Source organism: Aequorivita capsosiphonis DSM 23843 (assembly GCF_000429125.1).
Classification (GTDB): domain Bacteria; phylum Bacteroidota; class Bacteroidia; order Flavobacteriales; family Flavobacteriaceae; genus Aequorivita; species Aequorivita capsosiphonis.
On record NZ_AUBG01000007.1, the window covers coordinates 199,655 to 218,751 of the forward strand.

Annotated in this window: 13 protein-coding genes; 2 read left to right on the forward strand and 11 right to left on the reverse strand. The window is 37.0% G+C overall.

Annotated features, from left to right (window positions below):
- Position 1: 1 nt before the first annotated feature.
- The gene (locus G440_RS0107260) at positions 2-619 is read left to right on the forward strand and encodes a hypothetical protein (RefSeq protein ID WP_169718947.1); all 618 of its coding nucleotides are present in this window, start codon (positions 2-4) and stop codon (positions 617-619) included.
- Positions 591-2,000 carry a YggN family protein gene (locus tag G440_RS0107265; protein WP_026450704.1) on the forward strand — a complete coding sequence of 470 codons (1,410 nt, stop codon included), beginning with the start codon at positions 591-593 and terminating at the stop codon, positions 1,998-2,000. The genes G440_RS0107260 and G440_RS0107265 overlap by 29 nt, the downstream gene beginning before the upstream one ends.
- 126 nt (positions 2,001-2,126) lie before the next feature.
- Here the strand turns inward: G440_RS0107265 and G440_RS0107270 are convergent, their stop codons facing one another.
- From G440_RS0107270 to secA, 11 genes are all read right to left on the reverse strand, one after another.
- A complete protein-coding gene (locus G440_RS0107270; protein WP_026450705.1) occupies positions 2,127-3,422 on the reverse strand; it encodes a T9SS type A sorting domain-containing protein in 1,296 nt (431 codons plus the stop codon).
- A gap of 701 nt (positions 3,423-4,123) precedes the next feature.
- Positions 4,124-5,416: a T9SS type A sorting domain-containing protein gene (locus G440_RS0107275; protein ID WP_026450706.1), complete on the reverse strand. Its 1,293-nt coding sequence runs from the start codon at positions 5,414-5,416 to the stop codon at positions 4,124-4,126.
- 397 nt (positions 5,417-5,813) lie between these two features.
- Positions 5,814-7,112, reverse strand: a complete 1,299-nt coding sequence (locus G440_RS0107285; RefSeq protein WP_026450708.1) for a T9SS type A sorting domain-containing protein — start codon at positions 7,110-7,112, stop codon at positions 5,814-5,816.
- Between the two features lie 183 nt (positions 7,113-7,295).
- Positions 7,296-8,423 (reverse strand): tetratricopeptide repeat protein, encoded by a 1,128-nt coding sequence (locus tag G440_RS0107290; protein WP_084426651.1) that lies wholly within the window; start codon positions 8,421-8,423, stop codon positions 7,296-7,298.
- Positions 8,424-8,433: 10 nt separating this feature from the next.
- Positions 8,434-9,987 (reverse strand): helix-turn-helix domain-containing protein, encoded by a 1,554-nt coding sequence (locus G440_RS20610; RefSeq protein WP_026450710.1) that lies wholly within the window; start codon positions 9,985-9,987, stop codon positions 8,434-8,436.
- A 380-nt stretch (positions 9,988-10,367) separates the two neighbouring features.
- Positions 10,368-10,844, reverse strand: coding sequence for a DUF4199 domain-containing protein (locus G440_RS0107300; protein ID WP_026450711.1), 477 nt, complete (start codon positions 10,842-10,844; stop codon positions 10,368-10,370).
- 235 nt (positions 10,845-11,079) lie between these two features.
- Positions 11,080-11,658, reverse strand: coding sequence for a hypothetical protein (locus G440_RS0107305; RefSeq protein ID WP_026450712.1), 579 nt, complete (start codon positions 11,656-11,658; stop codon positions 11,080-11,082).
- 19 nt (positions 11,659-11,677) lie between these two features.
- Entirely contained in the window at positions 11,678-11,953 is a 276-nt protein-coding gene (locus tag G440_RS0107310; protein WP_026450713.1) for a T9SS type A sorting domain-containing protein, read from the reverse strand.
- Positions 11,954-12,038: 85 nt separating this feature from the next.
- The gene (locus tag G440_RS0107315) at positions 12,039-12,629 is read right to left on the reverse strand and encodes a hypothetical protein (RefSeq protein ID WP_026450714.1); all 591 of its coding nucleotides are present in this window, start codon (positions 12,627-12,629) and stop codon (positions 12,039-12,041) included.
- The gene (locus G440_RS0107320) at positions 12,626-15,313 is read right to left on the reverse strand and encodes a T9SS type A sorting domain-containing protein (protein WP_026450715.1); all 2,688 of its coding nucleotides are present in this window, start codon (positions 15,311-15,313) and stop codon (positions 12,626-12,628) included. Before G440_RS0107320 ends, G440_RS0107315 begins: the two co-directional genes overlap by 4 nt.
- Positions 15,314-15,548: 235 nt before the next feature.
- On the reverse strand, positions 15,549-18,908 hold the full coding sequence (gene secA / locus G440_RS0107330) for a preprotein translocase subunit SecA (protein WP_026450716.1): 3,360 nt from the start codon (positions 18,906-18,908) through the stop codon (positions 15,549-15,551).
- Positions 18,909-19,097 lie beyond the last annotated feature (189 nt).

The following is a 19,097-nucleotide window of genomic DNA, read 5'->3' on the forward strand; positions in this document are numbered from 1 at the left end:
AATGTTTGAAAATTACGAGTCGGAATCTTCGGAACTTCATCAAGGACATGAAGCACGGTTTGAGGCAAAATTGGAAGCGGCTTTGGCCGAAAATATTCAGGAAGAGAATTCGATAGGAAAAATAAAAAAACAGAATTCCAGATCGTGGTTAAAAATTGCTGCGAGCCTTGCAATCTTGCTTGCTGTTAGCTTTTTTGGATATCTACAAATGAATACTACTGAAGTGGATGGTTCCAACACGAATAAATCTATCGTTGGAACCGAGTCTGAGAAAATTGAAAATAGTGAAAAGACAAAACGTAGCTTGGCGGACATTTCTCCAGATCTAAAAAAAGTAGAGGAGTACTATATGGCTGGGATTAATGTGCAGTTAGCTTCCTTAAAAATTAATCCCGAAAACAAGGATTTGGTTGACGGTTATATGCAGCGACTTTCAGAGTTGGACAAGGAATATACTTCCCTTAACGTGGAACTGGCGAAGGTGGGTCTTACTGAAACTACCGTAACTGCCCTCATAGATAATTTGAAATTGCGTTTGGATTTGCTGTTCAAACTGAAAAATAAATTAAAAGAACTTAAAACTCAAAACAATGAAGACTTTGAAGCTATTCAGTCATAAAGCAGCGTATTTGCTGCTGTTTGTAAGTGCATTATCCTATTCTCAGAAAAATTATTTGGAGAGCTTTAATGTTTCAGATAATGTGGAGGTTTCCGTAAATTCGTCCTATACGGATATCATTTTTGAGACTTGGAATAAAAACAAGGTTGAAGTGGAAGCCTACATTGAAGGCGAAAGGCTTTCAGAAAAGGAAAAGCAACAACTAATGAAAAACTGGGATTTAAACATTACCGGAAACAGCAAGAAAATAAGTATCAACTCTGATGCGGGAAGTCAAGCTTCGGCAATGAGTATGTTGCCAGATATGGATTTTATTGGTCCGTTGATGGAAAGTCTAGTTATGCCGATGATTCAAAACGTAAAAGTGCCGCCACTTCCGAAAGACTTGTTTGAAAATATAGGTAATATCCAGTTTGATTATGAAGCGTATAAAAAGGATGAAGAAGGCTATATGAAAAAATTTGAAGCCCAAATGGACAAGAAGTTTGGGAAAGATTTTGAAAGAAAAATGGAACAATGGGGCGAGAACTTCGAAAGATCATGGGATGATAAAAAGGCCGATAGCATAGGGGAGGCCTATGGCAAGAGTATGGAGGCTTGGGGCGAGGCTTATGGTAAAAAGATGGAAGCTTGGGGTGAGGCTTATGGAAAGAGGATGGAAGCTTGGGCAGAGCAGTTTGATGATGAAGGAGGTAATTATACCAAAACCGTTACCAAGAGCCCAAATGGAACCTCTATTGTTATAAAAAGCGGGAAAAATAGTAGTAACACGAGTACTGGGAAGACTAAAAAAACGATTATTATCCGTTTACCAAAGAACGCAAAAACCGATATAAATGTGCGGTATGGAGATCTAAAAATGGCAGAAGCAAATAATATAAAAGCCAACTTAAACTATACTTCTTTTACAGCAAATACTGTTGATGGAAAACAAACTGTCATCAATGCCGCCTATGCTCCTGTGGTTGTAAATAAATGGAAACAAGGCGAACTCAATGTGAAGTATGTGGATAAATGTAATATCGACAACATTCAAAATATTAACCTGCAAGCAAATTCCAGCGATGTACGGATTGGAAATATAACCCAACAGGCTTTTCTTTCAGGCTCTTTCGGAGATTTAAGAATTGATAAGGTTTCAGATGGATTTGAAACTTTAGATATCAGTCTTGAAAATACCGATGCAAAGGTGAAAGTACCTTCGGGAGCATTTTCGTTTTATTTCAACGGAAAAAAATCTACCTTAAAATATCCGAAATCCCTTCAACTTAAAGAATCAAAAAGTGCAGATCGGGTATTGGTGAAGGGTTTTAACCAAAGTAATAGTTCCAATAAAACGATTAGTATTAATTCTACTTATAGCAATGTTTCGCTGCAATAGCAATGGATCTATCCAAGGGAGATCGGTTCGGGACTCGAAATGAATATGCAGAGGAAATTCTAGAATAGCAAAAGCCCCTTTCAAAAAAAGAAAGGGACTTAAGTGTATTATAATTAGGGGAGTCTGTTATTGTTTAACAACTTTAAGATTTTCTATACTACCATTGCTAGAAACCTTTACAAGGTAAACACCACTAGCCAAGCTAGAAAGGTTTAATTGCGTGTGGTTATTATTGAAAGTGATATTAGAAACTCTTTGTCCACTGATCGTGTAAACCTCAACTGAATCGATAATTTCCTTAGAGTTTATATGCATTACATCTGCTATTGGGTTAGGGTAGAAAGATATTGTATTTTCCGAAACAGTGTTAGTTCCCAAGATAAGATCATCAAGATAAACCATCCAACCTTCAGCGAAAGGTGGTGCTCCGTTTACCCATCCTGCAATAAATTTTCCATTTGGAGAAATTGCTATAGCTGTACCTAAAAGACCATCCACTGTGTTTACAGTCACGCCATTATCTTCCAAAACATCTTTTAAATAAAGAGGTTGATTACCAAGTGAAGGATGGTAAATGATTGCGTCTCTTACTTGAAAATCGACATCGGCAAAACCAACAACCACACCGTTTTCAGAAATACTTGTAAAGGCTGCAGCATCGGCACCTACAGGAATATCATAGGTTGTAAAAGTATTTGATGCTCTGTCGTAAATAAATGGTTGAAGGTCGAAATCACCTACCATTACATCATTGCTAGTTATATCGTTAATGGTATTTATTTGATATACTGGTAACTGTCCTTCTGGGATAAAATGATATTCGCCATCCAGGGTTCTGTAAGCAGGAACTCTTAAGGTTCCACCACCATTGGGACGATCTACCCATCCAACCATAATTCCGTTGTCATTTACTGCGTAAGAAGCACTTGCTTCACCTTCAGGATCAAAAGTGAGTAGGAGTTCTTCCGTTTCCGTGTCAAATAGAAAACCACCATATTCAAGACCTACACTTGACTGTCCGGTTATGTACTTGCTATTTGGAGAAATACCATAAGTAGTATTTTCATCGTAATCAAATGGATTTTGTTCTGGAGTAAATCCGATTGGCTTCCAAACGCCATCCATTCTGTATCCTGCTTGCAAAATAAATTCAGGTTCATCATAGATCATGAATCCAGCCACATTTTCATCGTTGTTTATGGATTGAACCATAATTGCTTCGGGTTCAAGTGGAGATAACGCTCCTGTTGCAAAGTTATAATATGCTCCAACAGTGACTCCAAATCCTGAGTCATTAACATCATTAAAACGAGTGCCCATTTCTGTGAGGACTTTTAACTCAACTTGAGCTTGCATGTTTGAGGTTCCAAGAAGAACCGCTGCAAAGAGGATGCTCTTCGCTAAAAAGGTAGTTTTTTTCATATTAGTGTTTGAATTAAGGTTAAATTAATTAGAATTTGCCAAGTAAAAGTAGTTTTAGTTGTATTATAATAAAAGAAACACTCTTTAGTAATTCGGAATTCTGGTAGGGTTTGATTTTGTAAAAACCTAAAAATCAGTAAGTAATAAAATTAATTCTTGACTCGTACTATTTGGCTCTTTCGGCTTAAAAAAACATATTATATACTCTTCCTTGTGATTAGGCAGTTGCACGATCCAATAATTGCAATAGGAGCACGCTAAATGTTAAGCTCTTTTGGAATTCGTTTTTTATTGAAGAAAAACCAATTCTTATGGAAATGAATCAGCTTTTTGCATTAATAGCAATCACTTCGAATAGGTTTTAAATCATTAGTGTTCGATTAAAATATTGCAAAATCCTGTTGAAACAAAGATACCAGGCATTTAATACATTTTTATTAAGTGACAGCTTGCTATTAAGTTTATCATTAAAATTTAATAATTAAAAAGCATACTTCATCAATTTAACCTAATTACCAAAGTATTAAGAGGCAAGTCTTATATCTTAAGTCTTTTAGCGTCCGCGTGCCGCCATAGCTTTTGCGGATGAGCAAGCGGTCTTACATCTTAGTCGGACACGACTAATTTCAAATAATAAACCTCCCATCAAAAATGACGAGAGGTTTGTTTGCATGTTAAGTGCGTAGAATTAGGGGAGTCTGTTATTGTTTAACAACTTTAAGATTTTCTACACTGCCGTTTCTAGTTACCTTAACAAGATAAACGCCGCTGGCTAAGTTAGAAATGTTTAATTCTTTATTGTTGTTGTTTGAAGTGATATTAGAAACTCTTTGACCAGTGATTGTGTAAACCGCTACTGAATCAATTGTTTGATTTGAGTTTATATGCAATACATCTGTTACCGGGTTAGGGTAGAAAGACACTGCGTTTTCTGAAACATTGTTTGTCCCCAAGATAAGATCATCAAGATAAACCATCCAGCCTTGTTCCCACGTTGGTGGGCCGTTTAGATAGCCTACAATATATTCGCCATTGGGAGAAATAGAACTAGCCGTACCCAATAGACCATCGTCAGTATTTACAGCTACGCCATTAGCTGCCAATACATCTTTTAGATAAAGTGGTTGGTCTCCTAGAGATGGGTGATATACAATTGCATCGCGAATCTCGATATCAATATTAGCATAGCCCACAGCAACACCGTTTTCAGAAATAGATCCAAAAGTAGCATAGTCTGCGCCCGCTGGAATTTCATAACGCGTAAAAGTATTGGTTGACATATCATAAATGAAAGGTTGTCCGTTAAAATCTCCAGCCATTTGATTCGAGGAATTGATGTCATTTATGGTATTAAGGTTAAATGATGGAGATTGACCTTCTGGAATAAGATGATATTCCCCGTCTAGGGTACGGTATGCAGGAATACGAAGTGTTCCGGGATTAGGACGGTTTACCCATCCAACCATTATTCCGTTGTCGTTTACATTATAAAAAGACCCAGCTTCTCCCTCTGGATCAAAAGTGGCTATCATTTCTTGAGTTTCGGTATCAAATAAAAATCCTCCGTAATCAGATCCTATGTTAAGTTGTCCAGTTATATATTTGTTGTTTGGGGAAATACCATATACTGTATTCTCGTCCATATTTTCAGGATCTTGTTCAGGTAAAAAATCGATTGCATTCCAAGTGCCGCCTACTCTATATCCTGGCTGCAAAATAAAGTTCGGTTCATCATAAATCATAGTACCTACAACATTCTCATCATTGTTTGTGGCTTGCACCATAAATACTTCTTGTTCAATAGGTGTTAATTGGTTTGTTTCGAAATCGTAATAACTGTAGACATTTACTCCGAAACCCGAATCATTAACATCATTGAAACGAGTACCCGTTTCAGTAAGTACTTTCAACTCTATTTGGGCTTGAATATTTGCGGTTCCAAGGAGAATGGCTGCAGGGAAAATGCACGTTTTTAAAAAAGTATTTTTTTTCATTAATGTTTTTTAAATAGAATTAGTTTGATTTGAGTCTGCAAAGTAGTTGGAAACATAGGACTAGAAAAGGAAGGGGCTTTCGGAATTCGGAATTTCGGTAGAATCCAAATTTTAAAATACTGAAAGCCAATTAGTAAATAAAAATGATTCTACACTCATAATATCCGGTTCTTTGTAATTTGAAAGTTGCAGGAGCCAATAATTGCAATAGGAGCACGCTAAATGTTAATAGCTTTTGGAACTGGTTTTTGATTGAAGAAAAACCACTTCTTATGAAAATGACTCAACTTTTTGCATTAAGAGCAATCCCTTCAATTGGATATCTAATAAAAAACCTCCCATCAAAAATGATGAGAGGTTTGTTTGCACGTTAAGTGCGTAGAATTAGGGGAGTCTGTTATTGTTTAACAACTTTAAGATTCTCTACACTGCCGTTGCTAGTTACCTTGACAAGGTAAACGCCGCTGGCCAAGTTAGAAATGTTTAATTCTTTATTGTTGTTGTTTGAAGTGATATTAGAAACTCTCTGACCAGTGATAGTGTAAACAGCTACCGAATCAATTGTTTCATTTGAATTTATATGCAATACGTCAGACACTGGGTTAGGGTAGAAAGACACTCCATTTTGAGAAACATGGTTTGTTCCCAAGATAAGATCGTCAAGGTAAACCATCCAGCCTTCAGCATATTGTGGTGCACCGTTTACCCAACCAGCGATATATTTTCCATTTGGAGAAATTGATATAGCTGTCCCCAAAAGACCATCGTCAGTATTAACTTCTATGCCGTTATCTGCCAAAACATCTTTTAAATAAAGTGGTTGGTCACCTAGTGAAGGATGGTAAATAATAGCATCTCTAACTTGGAAATCAACATCGGCATATCCTACAGCTATTCCGTTTTCGGAAATACTTCCAAATGCAGCATGGACTGCGCCCGCTGGAATATCAAAGCTAGTAAAAGTATCGGTATTCATATCATAAATAAAAGGTGCTAGATCAAAATCACCTACCATCATATTATTGTTATTAATTCCTTGAATGGTATTATCACCAGTAAGAGTTGGTAGTTGTCCTTCAGGAATAAGGTGGTATTCTCCATCTAAAGTAATGTATGCAGGAACACGTAAGGTTCCACCAGAATCTGGACGGTCAACCCATCCAACCATAATACCGTTGTCGTTTACATCATAAGATGAACTTGCTTCTCCTTCGGGGTCAAAAGTCAGTGCCAATTCTTCAGTTTCAGTATCGTACAAAAACCCACCATAATCATAATCTACGTTGGATTGGCCAGTTATATATTTGCTATTGGGGGAAATGGCATATGTGAAGTTTTCATCGTAATTATTAGGATTTTGCTCCGGTGCAAACCCGATTGGTTTCCAAACCCCATCTTTTCTGTAGGCTGCTTGTAAAATAAATTCTGGTTCATTATAAAACATAAATCCAGCAACATTCTCATCATTATTTATCTGTGCCATCATAAATGCTTCAGACTCAATAGGTGTTAATTGGTTTGTTTCAAAATCGTAATAATCATACATGGTAACTCCTGTTCCAGCGTCGTTCACATCGCTAAATCGGGTTTCCATTTGGGTTTGTACTTTTAATTCAATCTGAGCTTGAATGTTTGAAGCTCCAAGAAGAACCGCCGCAAGGAAAACGCTCTTCGCTAAAAAGGTAATTTTTTTCATTTTTATAATTTTAAATAGAATTAGTTTGATTTAAGTCCGCAAAGTAGATGGAATTATACTATAATAAAAGAAACAGGCTTTCGGAATTCGGAATTCCTGTAAAATTTGATTTCTAAAAATTTAATGGTCAGTTTGTTGTAGGTAGGTAAGCAGTGGTTAATATTAGCCTTATTTCTGAGAGAACTATAGCTTCAATTCCTTTTTTAGCACCTTTAAAGTCTTTTCAGAAGCGGAAAATGACCGAGCGATAAGTATAATTACAACAATTATAAGAAGGAGGAGTAGAGCTCGAAATAGGTAATTTTTTGTTTGTAAATCATCCAATTTTTTGGCGTTCACCTCCATATTATTTTGGATGGAATTGTCAATAGTTTTTCGTTCCGTTTGGGTTATTTCGTTGTGAACGGCTAGATTCTTATCCTTGTATAATGAATAATTTTTTAAATCGTTTTCAACCAAATAATTATTTGCCAGCGCATCATAAATGGATCGATTAAGTATTTTGTCGCCTACTTCTTCGGAGTTTTGAAGTGCCTCAGTGAGTAGATTGATAGCTTTCTCACTATCTCCAACAGATGTATAAAAACCGGCAAGACCCTTTTTTGCAAAGGCAACCAAGCTTTTGGCATTATTTTTCTGTGCATAGGTTATTGCTTGCAGAAAACTAGCTTTCGCTTCGCTTGTTTTATCCAAAGAAAGCAGGCAATTTCCTTTATTGTAAAATGCGATGCTTAGATTGGAACTAATATTTGGCAGCGTTTCTATTTTTTTATAGGCTTCAATGGAACTATTAAAATAATCTAGTGCAATTTCACAACTCATCTGCTCTCGATAGATAAAACCGCGGACAAGGTTATTGAAGCCTAGGAGCTTTAACCTTTCGGGGCTTTCTGGAAAGGTTTTAAGCAATTGATAAGCTTCATCTAAATAGGTCAGTGCCTTATCGTAAACGTTTAATTCCTGGTATTGCCCGCCAATCCTGTTAAGTAGTTTAATTTTTAGCTCTTTGTCGCTTATTTTTGGAAACATTTCCATAGCCCTTCGGGAAGATTCCAAAGATTTTTCGTATTCTCTTTTAGAGGAATATGCCTGAGACGTTACAATGAGCGCTAGGACTTTAGTGTCAGTAGTTGCTTCTGGAGAATTTAAAATTTCTTGTGCCGTTTCAATGGCTACATTTGGGTTTTCATAAATTTGGCTAGTTGCAAATTCAAGAATGCTATCCGTTTCATGTTGCGACCAGGCCATATTGGTTAGCAGAAGAAAACTTCCAATCAAGAAAAACAATCTGTATGAGACTTTAGTATTCATTTTTATAGTGCTAAGCTGCGGGACTTTCTAGTTTGTTTTGTAATAGGCTAATAAAGGTTGTTGGAGAAATTCCGGTAACCGATTTGAATACCGTGGCAAAAACGCTGTGGGACGAAAACCCACTGTCTTTGGCCAAATAACTTATTTTATATTGTAAATATTGAGGGTCAGTTTTTAGTTTTTCGATAATATAACTGATACGTAATTCATTGATATACGTGTTGAAATTTTTCTGTTTATGTGTGTTTACTATTTCAGAAAGATATTTCGTATTAGTTTCGAATTGCAGCGCCAATCGTGAAAGTGAAATGTCATTGTTTGTAAAATCTAGCGAATTCTCAAAGGTATTAAGTTTTTTAAGCAAAATATCTTCCGCTTCTTTTGGAATATTTAAGGTTCGCGGTAAATCAAGTTTTTTTGTAGGAGCGACTTTTACTATTTCTTTTTCTTTGTTCTGTTCTAAATAACCAATAAATTTTTGATATTGGTTTATTTTAGCTCGGTATCTCAATTTGGTAAAGCCCCAAAATAATAAAAGTAAGAATAGAATTCCGCCCAGAATTAATAAGTACCATGTAGCATTAGCGCGAGCTAAATCATACTTTGCAGCTTCATTTTTGTTAAAAATATTATAGGCCACGTTCACTGCATCATTTTCATTTTCACCTCTTGCAGTGTTTAGATCAGCCGCTTTTTGATTATAATTATTGAATTCGTTAAGGTTGTTGAGGACTAAATAATTTTCGGCAATAGCATGGGAGATAGTAATTTGTTCTGGTAGATTCTGAAATTTTTCTGCAATCTTCATGGCAGCATTCAGCGTGTCAATAGCTTTGGTGTGGGCATTCTTCAGAAAAATCAAGTTGCCATAATCAATTAGCGCCTTCATTTCTAAGTAATTTCCCGATTCCTTTTTTCTGCTTTCTTGAAGTGCAGTTGCCAGGTAAACTTCGGCGGAATCCAATTGAAATTCCCTAAGATGAATTTGCGCTAGATCGAGGTTGATATTTCCAATTTGGAAAGAATAGTTTTTAGGGGATAGGCCTTTAAATTTATTTTTTGCTTGATAATAATGTTCTAAGTTTCTTTTGGTGCTGTCGGGTTGATCTTTATTGATAGAATATTGAATGATTTTTCCTTCAACCCAGCTTTTAGCGTTGCTTTCAGAATTTTCATTTAATAATTTGTAACTCTTTTGGTTGTAGTAACTGGAAAGAGCGTTGAGGTATAGATCGTTCAATATCTTTGAAAGAAGAATGTTTAGATGAATTTGAATATCAGTATCGCCTTTCAATTCTTTCTCGGAAAATTTTAAACCAATTTTTAAAGCTTGATCATATTTTCCCTCCATATAAAAAGCACGCGTAAGGATATAGGATGCTTGAAGTAACTCTGTGGGTTGGTCAGATTTTTCTGAAATATATTCGGCAATCCGGATTGCTTCCTGTGGATCTGAATATAAAGCATCTTCCGCCTGCTTAAGTAGGCCTGAAGTATTGTCTTGCTGCGCAACGGAAATCACGCAGAAAAATAATAAAAACCAGATTGTGCAAACCGAACGCATCTAAATAAAGTGTTTTGGAATGTAAAAGTAGGTACTATGAAATGAAAGTGGAAATTATTTTTTTGATTGAATTGAATAATACGGGCTTTGGGACTTTATTTTGCGTTACGCGGGTGTATTTTAGCCATCTAAAAAGCTCAACTAAAAACTCATTTCAAATACGGGAAAGGATCTATTGCAATGCTGTCCAAGCATTAGAGGATTTTATTCCAAATATCCCACCATCCTTTAGTAGTTGCTTTTATAATGTTTGGTTGAGAAATCTATAGAATTTTGGACAACAATATAATATAGGAATCTGAGTTAAAGCAGCGTATTGATAGAAAATCGAACGTATATAATAGATTGCGACTAAGGTTATTTTCGGGGACAAGATTGATTTATTTCTTGCGAACAAAAAATGCAACAATAGCAGCTGTTGGAATTCCAAGGCCCAGTGCTCCAAAAAAAGACTGCAAGATGTAATTGTTTATGTTTAATAAGTCATTCGCCAAGGTTTTTGTCATTAGGTCGTTTGTAACCGAATGTTCTGCAACCGTATTGAAGTATTCCGTGGTAATATAATTGTGTGAAATGTATTGCGCTATGGGAGAAAGCAGGGCGATAAAAACCGTAAGAATTACCCCCGAAACAAAACCTTGTAACCAGGTCATTTTTCTATCGTAAACCCTTCTTCTTTTTTCGCGCATGGCCGATAAATAAAGCAGTAATGCGAAAGGGACAAAGAATAATGTAAACCAATAGCGATCCACGATTTGCTCCTCGTGCCAACCCATAGTTTTTTCAAGCAACATCCAGCATAGTATCGCAATGGTGAATATTACGGCCCATTTAAGTTCGATATATATTTTTTTCATAGCAGTTTTTTATTGAACAAAATCTTTGTCCAATTTCGATTAAAGATAGCTTTTTTCATTGAAAAATCCCGAAGCAACAGCTTCGGGATTATAAACTTTTTGAAAACTATAAAACTCTTAAATTAAATAGTCTTACGTCCTAAGTCATTCCGTCTTACGTCAAAAGTTTTATTCATCCACCAATACCCAATCGCCCTTATTAAGAATAGGAAATTGGTAGCCCGGAAAGATTATCTTACAGCCAACACGGTTTTTTAGTATTGTCCAATGTGGATTTATTGAGATTGAACTCTCCAGTTATAGTCTTCTCAATTGAAGGATCTGCCGTACTAACCATTTCTGACGTAAATGTTCCTACCAGTATTCCTGAACCACTATCATACTCCGTTATTTCAATTGTTCCATTGGCAGAACTGATATAAGAATAGGAGTTTGTAGATTCATCTTCAATAAATAATGAAGTTATTTCAGCACAATATATTGCTACATGATCTGGATTTCCAGTAGATATTGAATAATTCCCTACAGCACCAATGTTTGTCATAGTAATGTATAAACCTAAATCATCTTCAGTTCTTATTGTAAATAGCCAAGTATTATCATTTGATGTACATCGTTGTATATATAAAGTATAGAGCCCAAATCCACCCCCTTGATTATAATAGGGTTCTATGATTTGTCCATCAAAATCCGCCTCAAAAAAGTTTTTATTCTTTATACAATCTTGATCTCCGTTATTATCATCGTCTTTATTACAACTGGATAATAATAGGGCAAATATTATTAAGGATTTTAAAATCATAAATTTTTTCATTTTTTCATTTTTAAAATTATTATCTTTCTATACTTATGTGTTTTGTTGCTTCGACTCCATTCTGTTCTATAATCTTTAAAATATAAATACCATTAGGGATGTTGCCAACTTCCAAAATTATGGAATTGTTGCTTGTACTACGGCTTGCTGTTTTTTCCTGTCCAAACATATCATACAAAATGGCGGTGATTGCAGTATTTTCGCTTTGCGTATTGACAATGGTTACCATATCTTTTGCGGGAACGGGATAGACCACAAAATTCTTTATTGGCTGCGGCCGTCCTTCATCTTCCACAATAACGAACCGTACCGTGGTAAAATGCGGGTTTATAGAGACCGATCAGTTACAAAATATTTTATATAAAACAATGCTTTTCATATTACAGCCAACAAGGCTTTTCATCAATATTAAGTGTAGAGAGATTGATATTAAAGTCACCGCTAATCGGGGATATTATACTTGGGTCAAAGGAGTTGTATAATTCACAATTAAAGGTTCCAATTAAAATACCATCCTCAGAATTATAATCAGTAATTCTTATATCTCCCGATCCTTCCTTGCTGAAATAATAAATAGTTGAATTATCTACAATTTTTTCAACATAAATATATGTTTTGGAAAACGTGAAGGGGGGAGGGGGGAGTTCGCTTGAAGTTGCCGCTTCTATAAGATAATTGCCCGTGCCATTAACATTTACCAACGAAAAATTTAAGGATATCCTATTGTTGGATGTTAAAGAGATTTCCCAGTCATTTTCATCCTCATTATTTCTATTTACAGATAATGTATATGCACTTACTCCTCCACCTGTAATCCATCTTGGTTCAATTATCTCACCTTGAAACTCCGCCTCAAAAAAATTCTCTTCCTTTACGCAGTCTTGTCCATTTTTATTGTCATCGTCCTTATTGCAACTCGTTGCAATAATAGCGCATATAATAAGCGATTTTAAAATCATATAACGTTTCATTTCTCTATGTTTAAATGTTTTATTACCTCAATTCCGTTGTTTCCAATAATCTTTAAAATGTAAATGCCTTCGGGAACATATCCAACGTCAAGGGTCAGGGAATTGTTGTCTACAGCTCGGTGCGATGTTTTTTCCTGTCCAAACATATCATACAAAATGGCAGTGATTGCGGTATTTTCGCTTTGTGTATTGACAATGGTTATCATATTTTTTGCGGGAACGGGATAGACCACAAAACTCTCTATTGGCTGCGGCCGTCCTCCATCTTCCACAATAACGAACCGTACCGGGGTAAATTGCGGGTTGCCGCATTCATCGGTAATCGTGAACCGAAAATCAATGACGGAGTTAAAATTTTTGTTCATATAATAGAAGGTCAAGGTGCTACCACCTGAGGACCAACTGTCCAGCGAATTATCGTTGTCAGCCCAAACCGTCCAAGTTGGGTTGGATGCGCCCGTGGGCATATTGGGCCTTACGGTTACCTTTTGAGCCGCAGGTAAATTGAGCGGGTCTGGATCGCCCAGCAGGGTATTGTTGCCGCCACCGGTCAATAAGGTATATGTTATACCAATTGGAGGATCTACCTTATACGTTCCGCCAGAAGGATAGGTGCCCGTACCTCCCGGATATGGGTCTTGGGGATTTCCTTCAATTTCTTCAAAAAGGTAATATGAAGAAGTGGAAGACAAAAAAGTATGGGGCTCATTGGTTGAGGGTGCTGAGTGATAACTGTTAAATGGGGTATTGTTAGTGCATACTAAATTTCGGTTTATATCTTCATAAAGGTGCGGATCCCCTTGATAGTCCAAGGCGCTTTTTGTTGGTATAAAGCTGAACTTGTCACTGGAAAGTTCCAGATCCATTCCGGCCACAAACCAGTCAAAACCCAGTTCGGTAAGCTCTAAAATATCTTTGTCAAGCGTTTCCAATGTGGCGATACCGCCGGGAGCGTTTTCCAAGCTGCCCATGCTGGGGTTGGTATAGGAATAGCGCTGGCGGTGCCATACGGTTACGCCCAGCAACTTGAGCCTCCAGTTGAACACCCTTGCATTGCCGGAATTATTGGTAAACTTTAAGCGAATGTTTCCATCTATCAAGACCCAAAGCAAATGAGCCTTGCCCTCAAAGTATTTTTGATTTATATCGCTGGTCCCGTTGCCATAGAAGCTACCATTTACCACCGCAATATTCCTAGAATTTTGTGGGTAGCCCATAGTGCTCAAGTTTCCATAAAAAGTATTGTGAAATGTGGAAGAATTATAATGGTTTGATAGTAATTGTTTTACTGCTGGATTTTCCAAGTTTTCACCAATTTCTGAAAACTCTTCATAATCTTCGCCCCAGTTAGGTACAACATCATCCACAAAATCAATCATTTCCTGAGCCCCTCTTGGTACGGTTGCACCTTGGTGGGGCGCATCTACAGATGCGTATAAATCTACATCGTGTGTTAGGCTGTTAAGCTCCATATATCGTAAGGCATAACGCGCAATAACACCGCCCATGCTAAAACCGATAACCTTAGTAGGCTCTGCATTAGTACTTTTGTTCTGGTTTATGAATGTAATCAATTTTACTAAAACCATGGCGTTCCTTTCTATATAATCGGTTCCTCCAGCAACGGTTTTTCCGTTGATGGGACGAGGTTCAAAATTTAAGGTAATTACATCATAATCATTGTTGACGAGATCGGTAGATAGTCCATTTCTATTTAATTGAGCTGTTCCAAAAATATCATCATTATCAAAAGTATCAGCAGGATCATACCCTTCCACAACGATTATGGGTTTATCTACACAAGTTGTGTTTGAATGGTTAGCATATCTACCAATGCCCACATAAGCCTGGCCCTCATCATACCCCTGAAAGGTATAGGGTGCAGATGAAAACACTTGGGTAACTGGTATCGCACAATTACTGGGCAATGTGGACATAGTCTCGCTTATCAAGACTTCATCATTGGGACTTACAATCTCTAAAACTGAGGTGACGGTTTTTGTGGCATTATTGCTAAAGGTTGCTTTTATACTTATATCTTTGTTGCCGTAAGCTGCATACTGTATATAATAGGTTTGGTTTTTTACTACAGTTCTGTACCCGACCCCGTCATTAAAATCAATTTGTAAACTGCTAATGCTATACTGTGCAGTTTCTTTCCAGAATACACTGGGCAGTTTAAAGTATATACTTTTTAAAGTAGTTTTTTTCTTGAGACTTGATGCCACAAAAATATTCTTGTATTCATTGTAAGGAGATAAAGAGGAATTGGGGTTATCATAAAAAAGACTATCATTTCCTTGGACAATTAAAGCTCCTATGTCCAAGGCATCATCTTTAAATTTATTTATATCGGCATTAATAAAACCGATATTAATTATATTACTTGCAGTTTGATTGTTTGTAATTAAAGTTTCAGGATTTGTGAATCTGTTCAAATAATCCATCCTATAAAGATCTTCCATCGCCAAAAAATAATGTCCGGCATTACTGTTTGGCACACTAGGCACTAAAGGTGCAAAACCGGAAGGAGTTCCATAACCTAAAATATTTGAAAGAGGGAGCGTTCTGTCATAAAGGATTCGTGTAGGGACATCGTTTGGATTCAGATGTTGAATTTTGGTCTGGATCTCGGTACGTACATTATCCATAAAAGTTTGTGCTGTGGCAGCATAGGCAATCATAAAAAATAGAAATAAAACTATTCTTCGGGGGGGGGGGTAATACTTTGTTTCATAACGTTAAAAGTTTAAAATGGGACTTCTAATTGGGGAGTTATGGTTTTGCTAAAATGAAAAAAAATAACGGGAAAAGCAAATTTAATACTTTATTTATTAATAAGAAAATCCCCCACAACCGTGAAGGATTTCTTTTTTAACAATATTTTTAAAGCTTGTATTTGGTTCTTGACTCTTAAATTTATTCATCAACCAAAACCCAATCCCCCTTATCAAGCATCGGGATTGCTTGTTTAAACTTCATCGTTTTGTTTTCCCCGCTCATAACGTGCTTGATAGTAACCTTGTCATTACGGTTAATTTTTGGACGTTCACGAACAATGGTTTCTGTTACTTGCTGCTGTTGCGATTGCGTATTTCCAGCAGCACGAGATTCTGCGGCTCGCTCATCCATATTTGGAATCTCTTCTTTCTGCTCGTTTAAATTATCCTTTCTTTTAACCTCACGAGCTTCTTGAATTTGCTGTTGGTTTTCCTGTGGCAATTCGCCTTTGAAAAGGAAGGAAACAACATCTTTATTTACCTTTTCAATCATTTCTTTAAAAAGTTCAAAGGCTTCAAATTTATAGATTAGCAATGGGTCTTTCTGTTCGTGTACGGCAAGTTGAACAGATTGTTTCAACTCGTCCATTTTACGCAAATGCGTTTTCCAAGCATCATCTATAATAGCTAGCGTGATGTTTTTCTCAAAATCGTGAACTAATTGCTTTCCTTCAGTTTCATAAGCTTTTTCAAGATCGGTAGCAACGTTTAAGGTTTTCACACCATCGGTAAATGGCACTAAAATTCGCTTGTATTTATCTTTTTGTGTTTCGTAAACATTTTTGATAACTGGGAAAGCCATTTCGGCATTGCGTTCCATTTTGTTTTGATAATGAATATAAGCAGCTTTATAAACTTTTCCCGCAATTTCACGAGCGTCCATTTTCTCAAATTCTTTTTGAGTAATTGGAGAGCTCATAGAAAAGAAACGAATCAATTCAAATTCAAAATTCTTATAATCCTGAGCCATTTTATTGCTGTCTGCAATTACTTCAGAAGTATCAAAAATCATATTCGCAATATCTACACGAAGTCGATTTCCGAACAATGCGTTGTAACGACGTTTGTAAACTACTTCACGTTGCGCATTCATTACATCATCATATTCCAGTAAACGCTTACGAATTCCGAAGTTGTTTTCTTCTACTTTTTTCTGTGCGCGCTCAATAGATTTTGAAATCATACTATGTTGTATCACTTCGCCTTCCTTTAAGCCCATTTTATCCATCATTTTCGCAATTCGCTCGCTTCCGAAGAGACGCATCAAGTTGTCTTCCAAAGAAACGTAGAACTGTGAGCTTCCTGGATCTCCTTGACGTCCGCTACGACCACGCAACTGCCTGTCAACACGTCGCGAATCGTGACGTTCCGTACCTACAATTGCAAGTCCGCCGGCATCTTTTACTTCTTTGCTCAATTTAATATCCGTACCACGACCCGCCATGTTTGTGGCTATGGTTACGATTCCGCTTTTCCCTGCTTCGGCAACAATATCTGCCTCGCGTTTGTGGAGTTTTGCGTTCAAAACGTTGTGCGGAATATTTTTAATACTCAACATTCTACTCAATAATTCTGAAATCTCTACGGAAGTTGTACCAATCAGTACCGGTCTTCCAGCTCTGGAAAGAGCAACAACTTCTTCGCCAACGGCGTTGTATTTTTCACGTTTTGTTTTGTAAATTTTATCTTCACGATCAAAACGTGCGATTGGACGGTTGGTTGGAATTTCAACCACATCCAGTTTGTAGATTTCCCAAAGTTCACCAGCTTCTGTTACGGCCGTACCTGTCATTCCAGATAATTTACGGTACATACGGAAGTAATTCTGAAGTGTAACTGTAGCAAAAGTTTGGGTCATTGCTTCAATTTTCACATCTTCTTTGGCTTCAATTGCTTGGTGAAGTCCATCGCTATAACGACGACCGTCCATAATACGTCCGGTCTGTTCGTCAACAATCATTACTTTGTTTTCCATCACCACATACTGATCATCTTTTTCAAAAAGCGTATAAGCTTTCAAAAGTTGGCTCATCGTGTGGATACGTTCACTTTTCAAAGAGAATTCGCGGAAAAGTTCTTCTTTTTCAGCAACTTCTTCTTCTGTTGGAAGTCCCTTTTCTTCAATTTTTGCTATTTCCGTTCCAATTTCTGGCATTACGAAGAAATCGGGTTCTCCGTCTCCAGACAGATATTCTATACCTTTATCGGAAAGTTCGATTTGATTGTTTTTTTCATCAATCACAAAATAAAGTTCGGCATCAACCTTGGGCATTTCGCGGTTGTTATCGCTCATATAATGGTTTTCCGTTTTCTGAAGAATTTGTTTTATGCCTTCTTCTGAAAGATATTTTATCAGGGCTTTGTTTTTAGGTAAACCACGGAAAACACGTAGTAGTTGGAAACCTCCTTCTTTGTGATCGCCTTCTTTTATAAGCTTTTTGGCTTCGGCTAAAACACCGGTTAAGTATTTTTTCTGAACTTCAACTATATTATTGATCTTCGGTTTAAGATCATTGAATTCGTGACGGTCGCCTTCAGGAACAGGACCTGAAATAATAAGTGGCGTACGCGCATCATCAATCAAAACAGAATCCACCTCATCCACAATGGCGTAATGATGTGGGCGCTGCACAAGATCGTCTGGCGAATGCGCCATATTATCACGCAAGTAGTCGAAACCAAACTCGTTGTTGGTTCCGTAGGTAATGTCAGAAAGATATGCTTTTCTTCGTGCAGCGGAGTTTGGACGGTGGTTATCGATACAATCAACGGTCATTCCGTGGAATTCGAATAAGGGCGCCATCCACGCGCTATCACGTTTTGCAAGGTAGTCGTTTACGGTTACAAGGTGTACTCCGTTTCCAGCAAGGGCATTTAAGTACATTGGTAGTGTTGCAACCAAGGTTTTACCTTCCCCCGTTTGCATTTCGGCAACTTTTCCTTCGTGAAGTACCACACCTCCAATTAACTGAACATCATAATGAACCATATCCCAAGTGATGGCTTTTCCTGCGGCATCCCAAGAGTTTTGCCAAATGGCTTTGTCGTCTTCAAGCGTTACATACCCCTTGTCTGTAGAAATTTCACGGTCAAAGGGATTTGCAGTTACGGTTAAGGTTTCATTGTCTTTAAAACGCTTTGCTGTTTCTTTCATTACGGCAAAGGCTTCGGGAAGTATTTTTTTCAGAGTCGCTTTTTCAATTTCGTAGCGATCGTCCTTTAATTTGTCAATCTGGTTGTAGATGTCTTCCTTTTTGTTGATATCTTGTTCTTCATCAGATTGCTTTTCGAGGGCGTCTATTTGATCTTGAAGCTCCTTTTGATCTTCTTTTATTATATCTCGGAAGTAAGTTGATTTTGCGCGAAGTTCATCGTGGGATAGTGTTTCTAGCGCGGCTTCATGTTTTTTTACTTCATCTACCAACGGCTGCATTTGGCCTAGATCTTTTTTTGATTTATCGCCTACAAAAACCTTAAGTACGTTATCTAATATTCCCATAATTATTTATTTTGTTGAAGCGCTTTTAAACGCTTTGCTTATTTTGAAGTGTTGCTAGGCAGCACAGTTTTTCAGTTTTGATTTGTTTGGCCACAAAATTGTCTGCTGGTAGGCAGGTTCACGAGTAATTTTTAAAAAAAAAAGGATTCGTGAATTTGTGGCAACTTTTTTAAATAAAAAAAAGCCTCC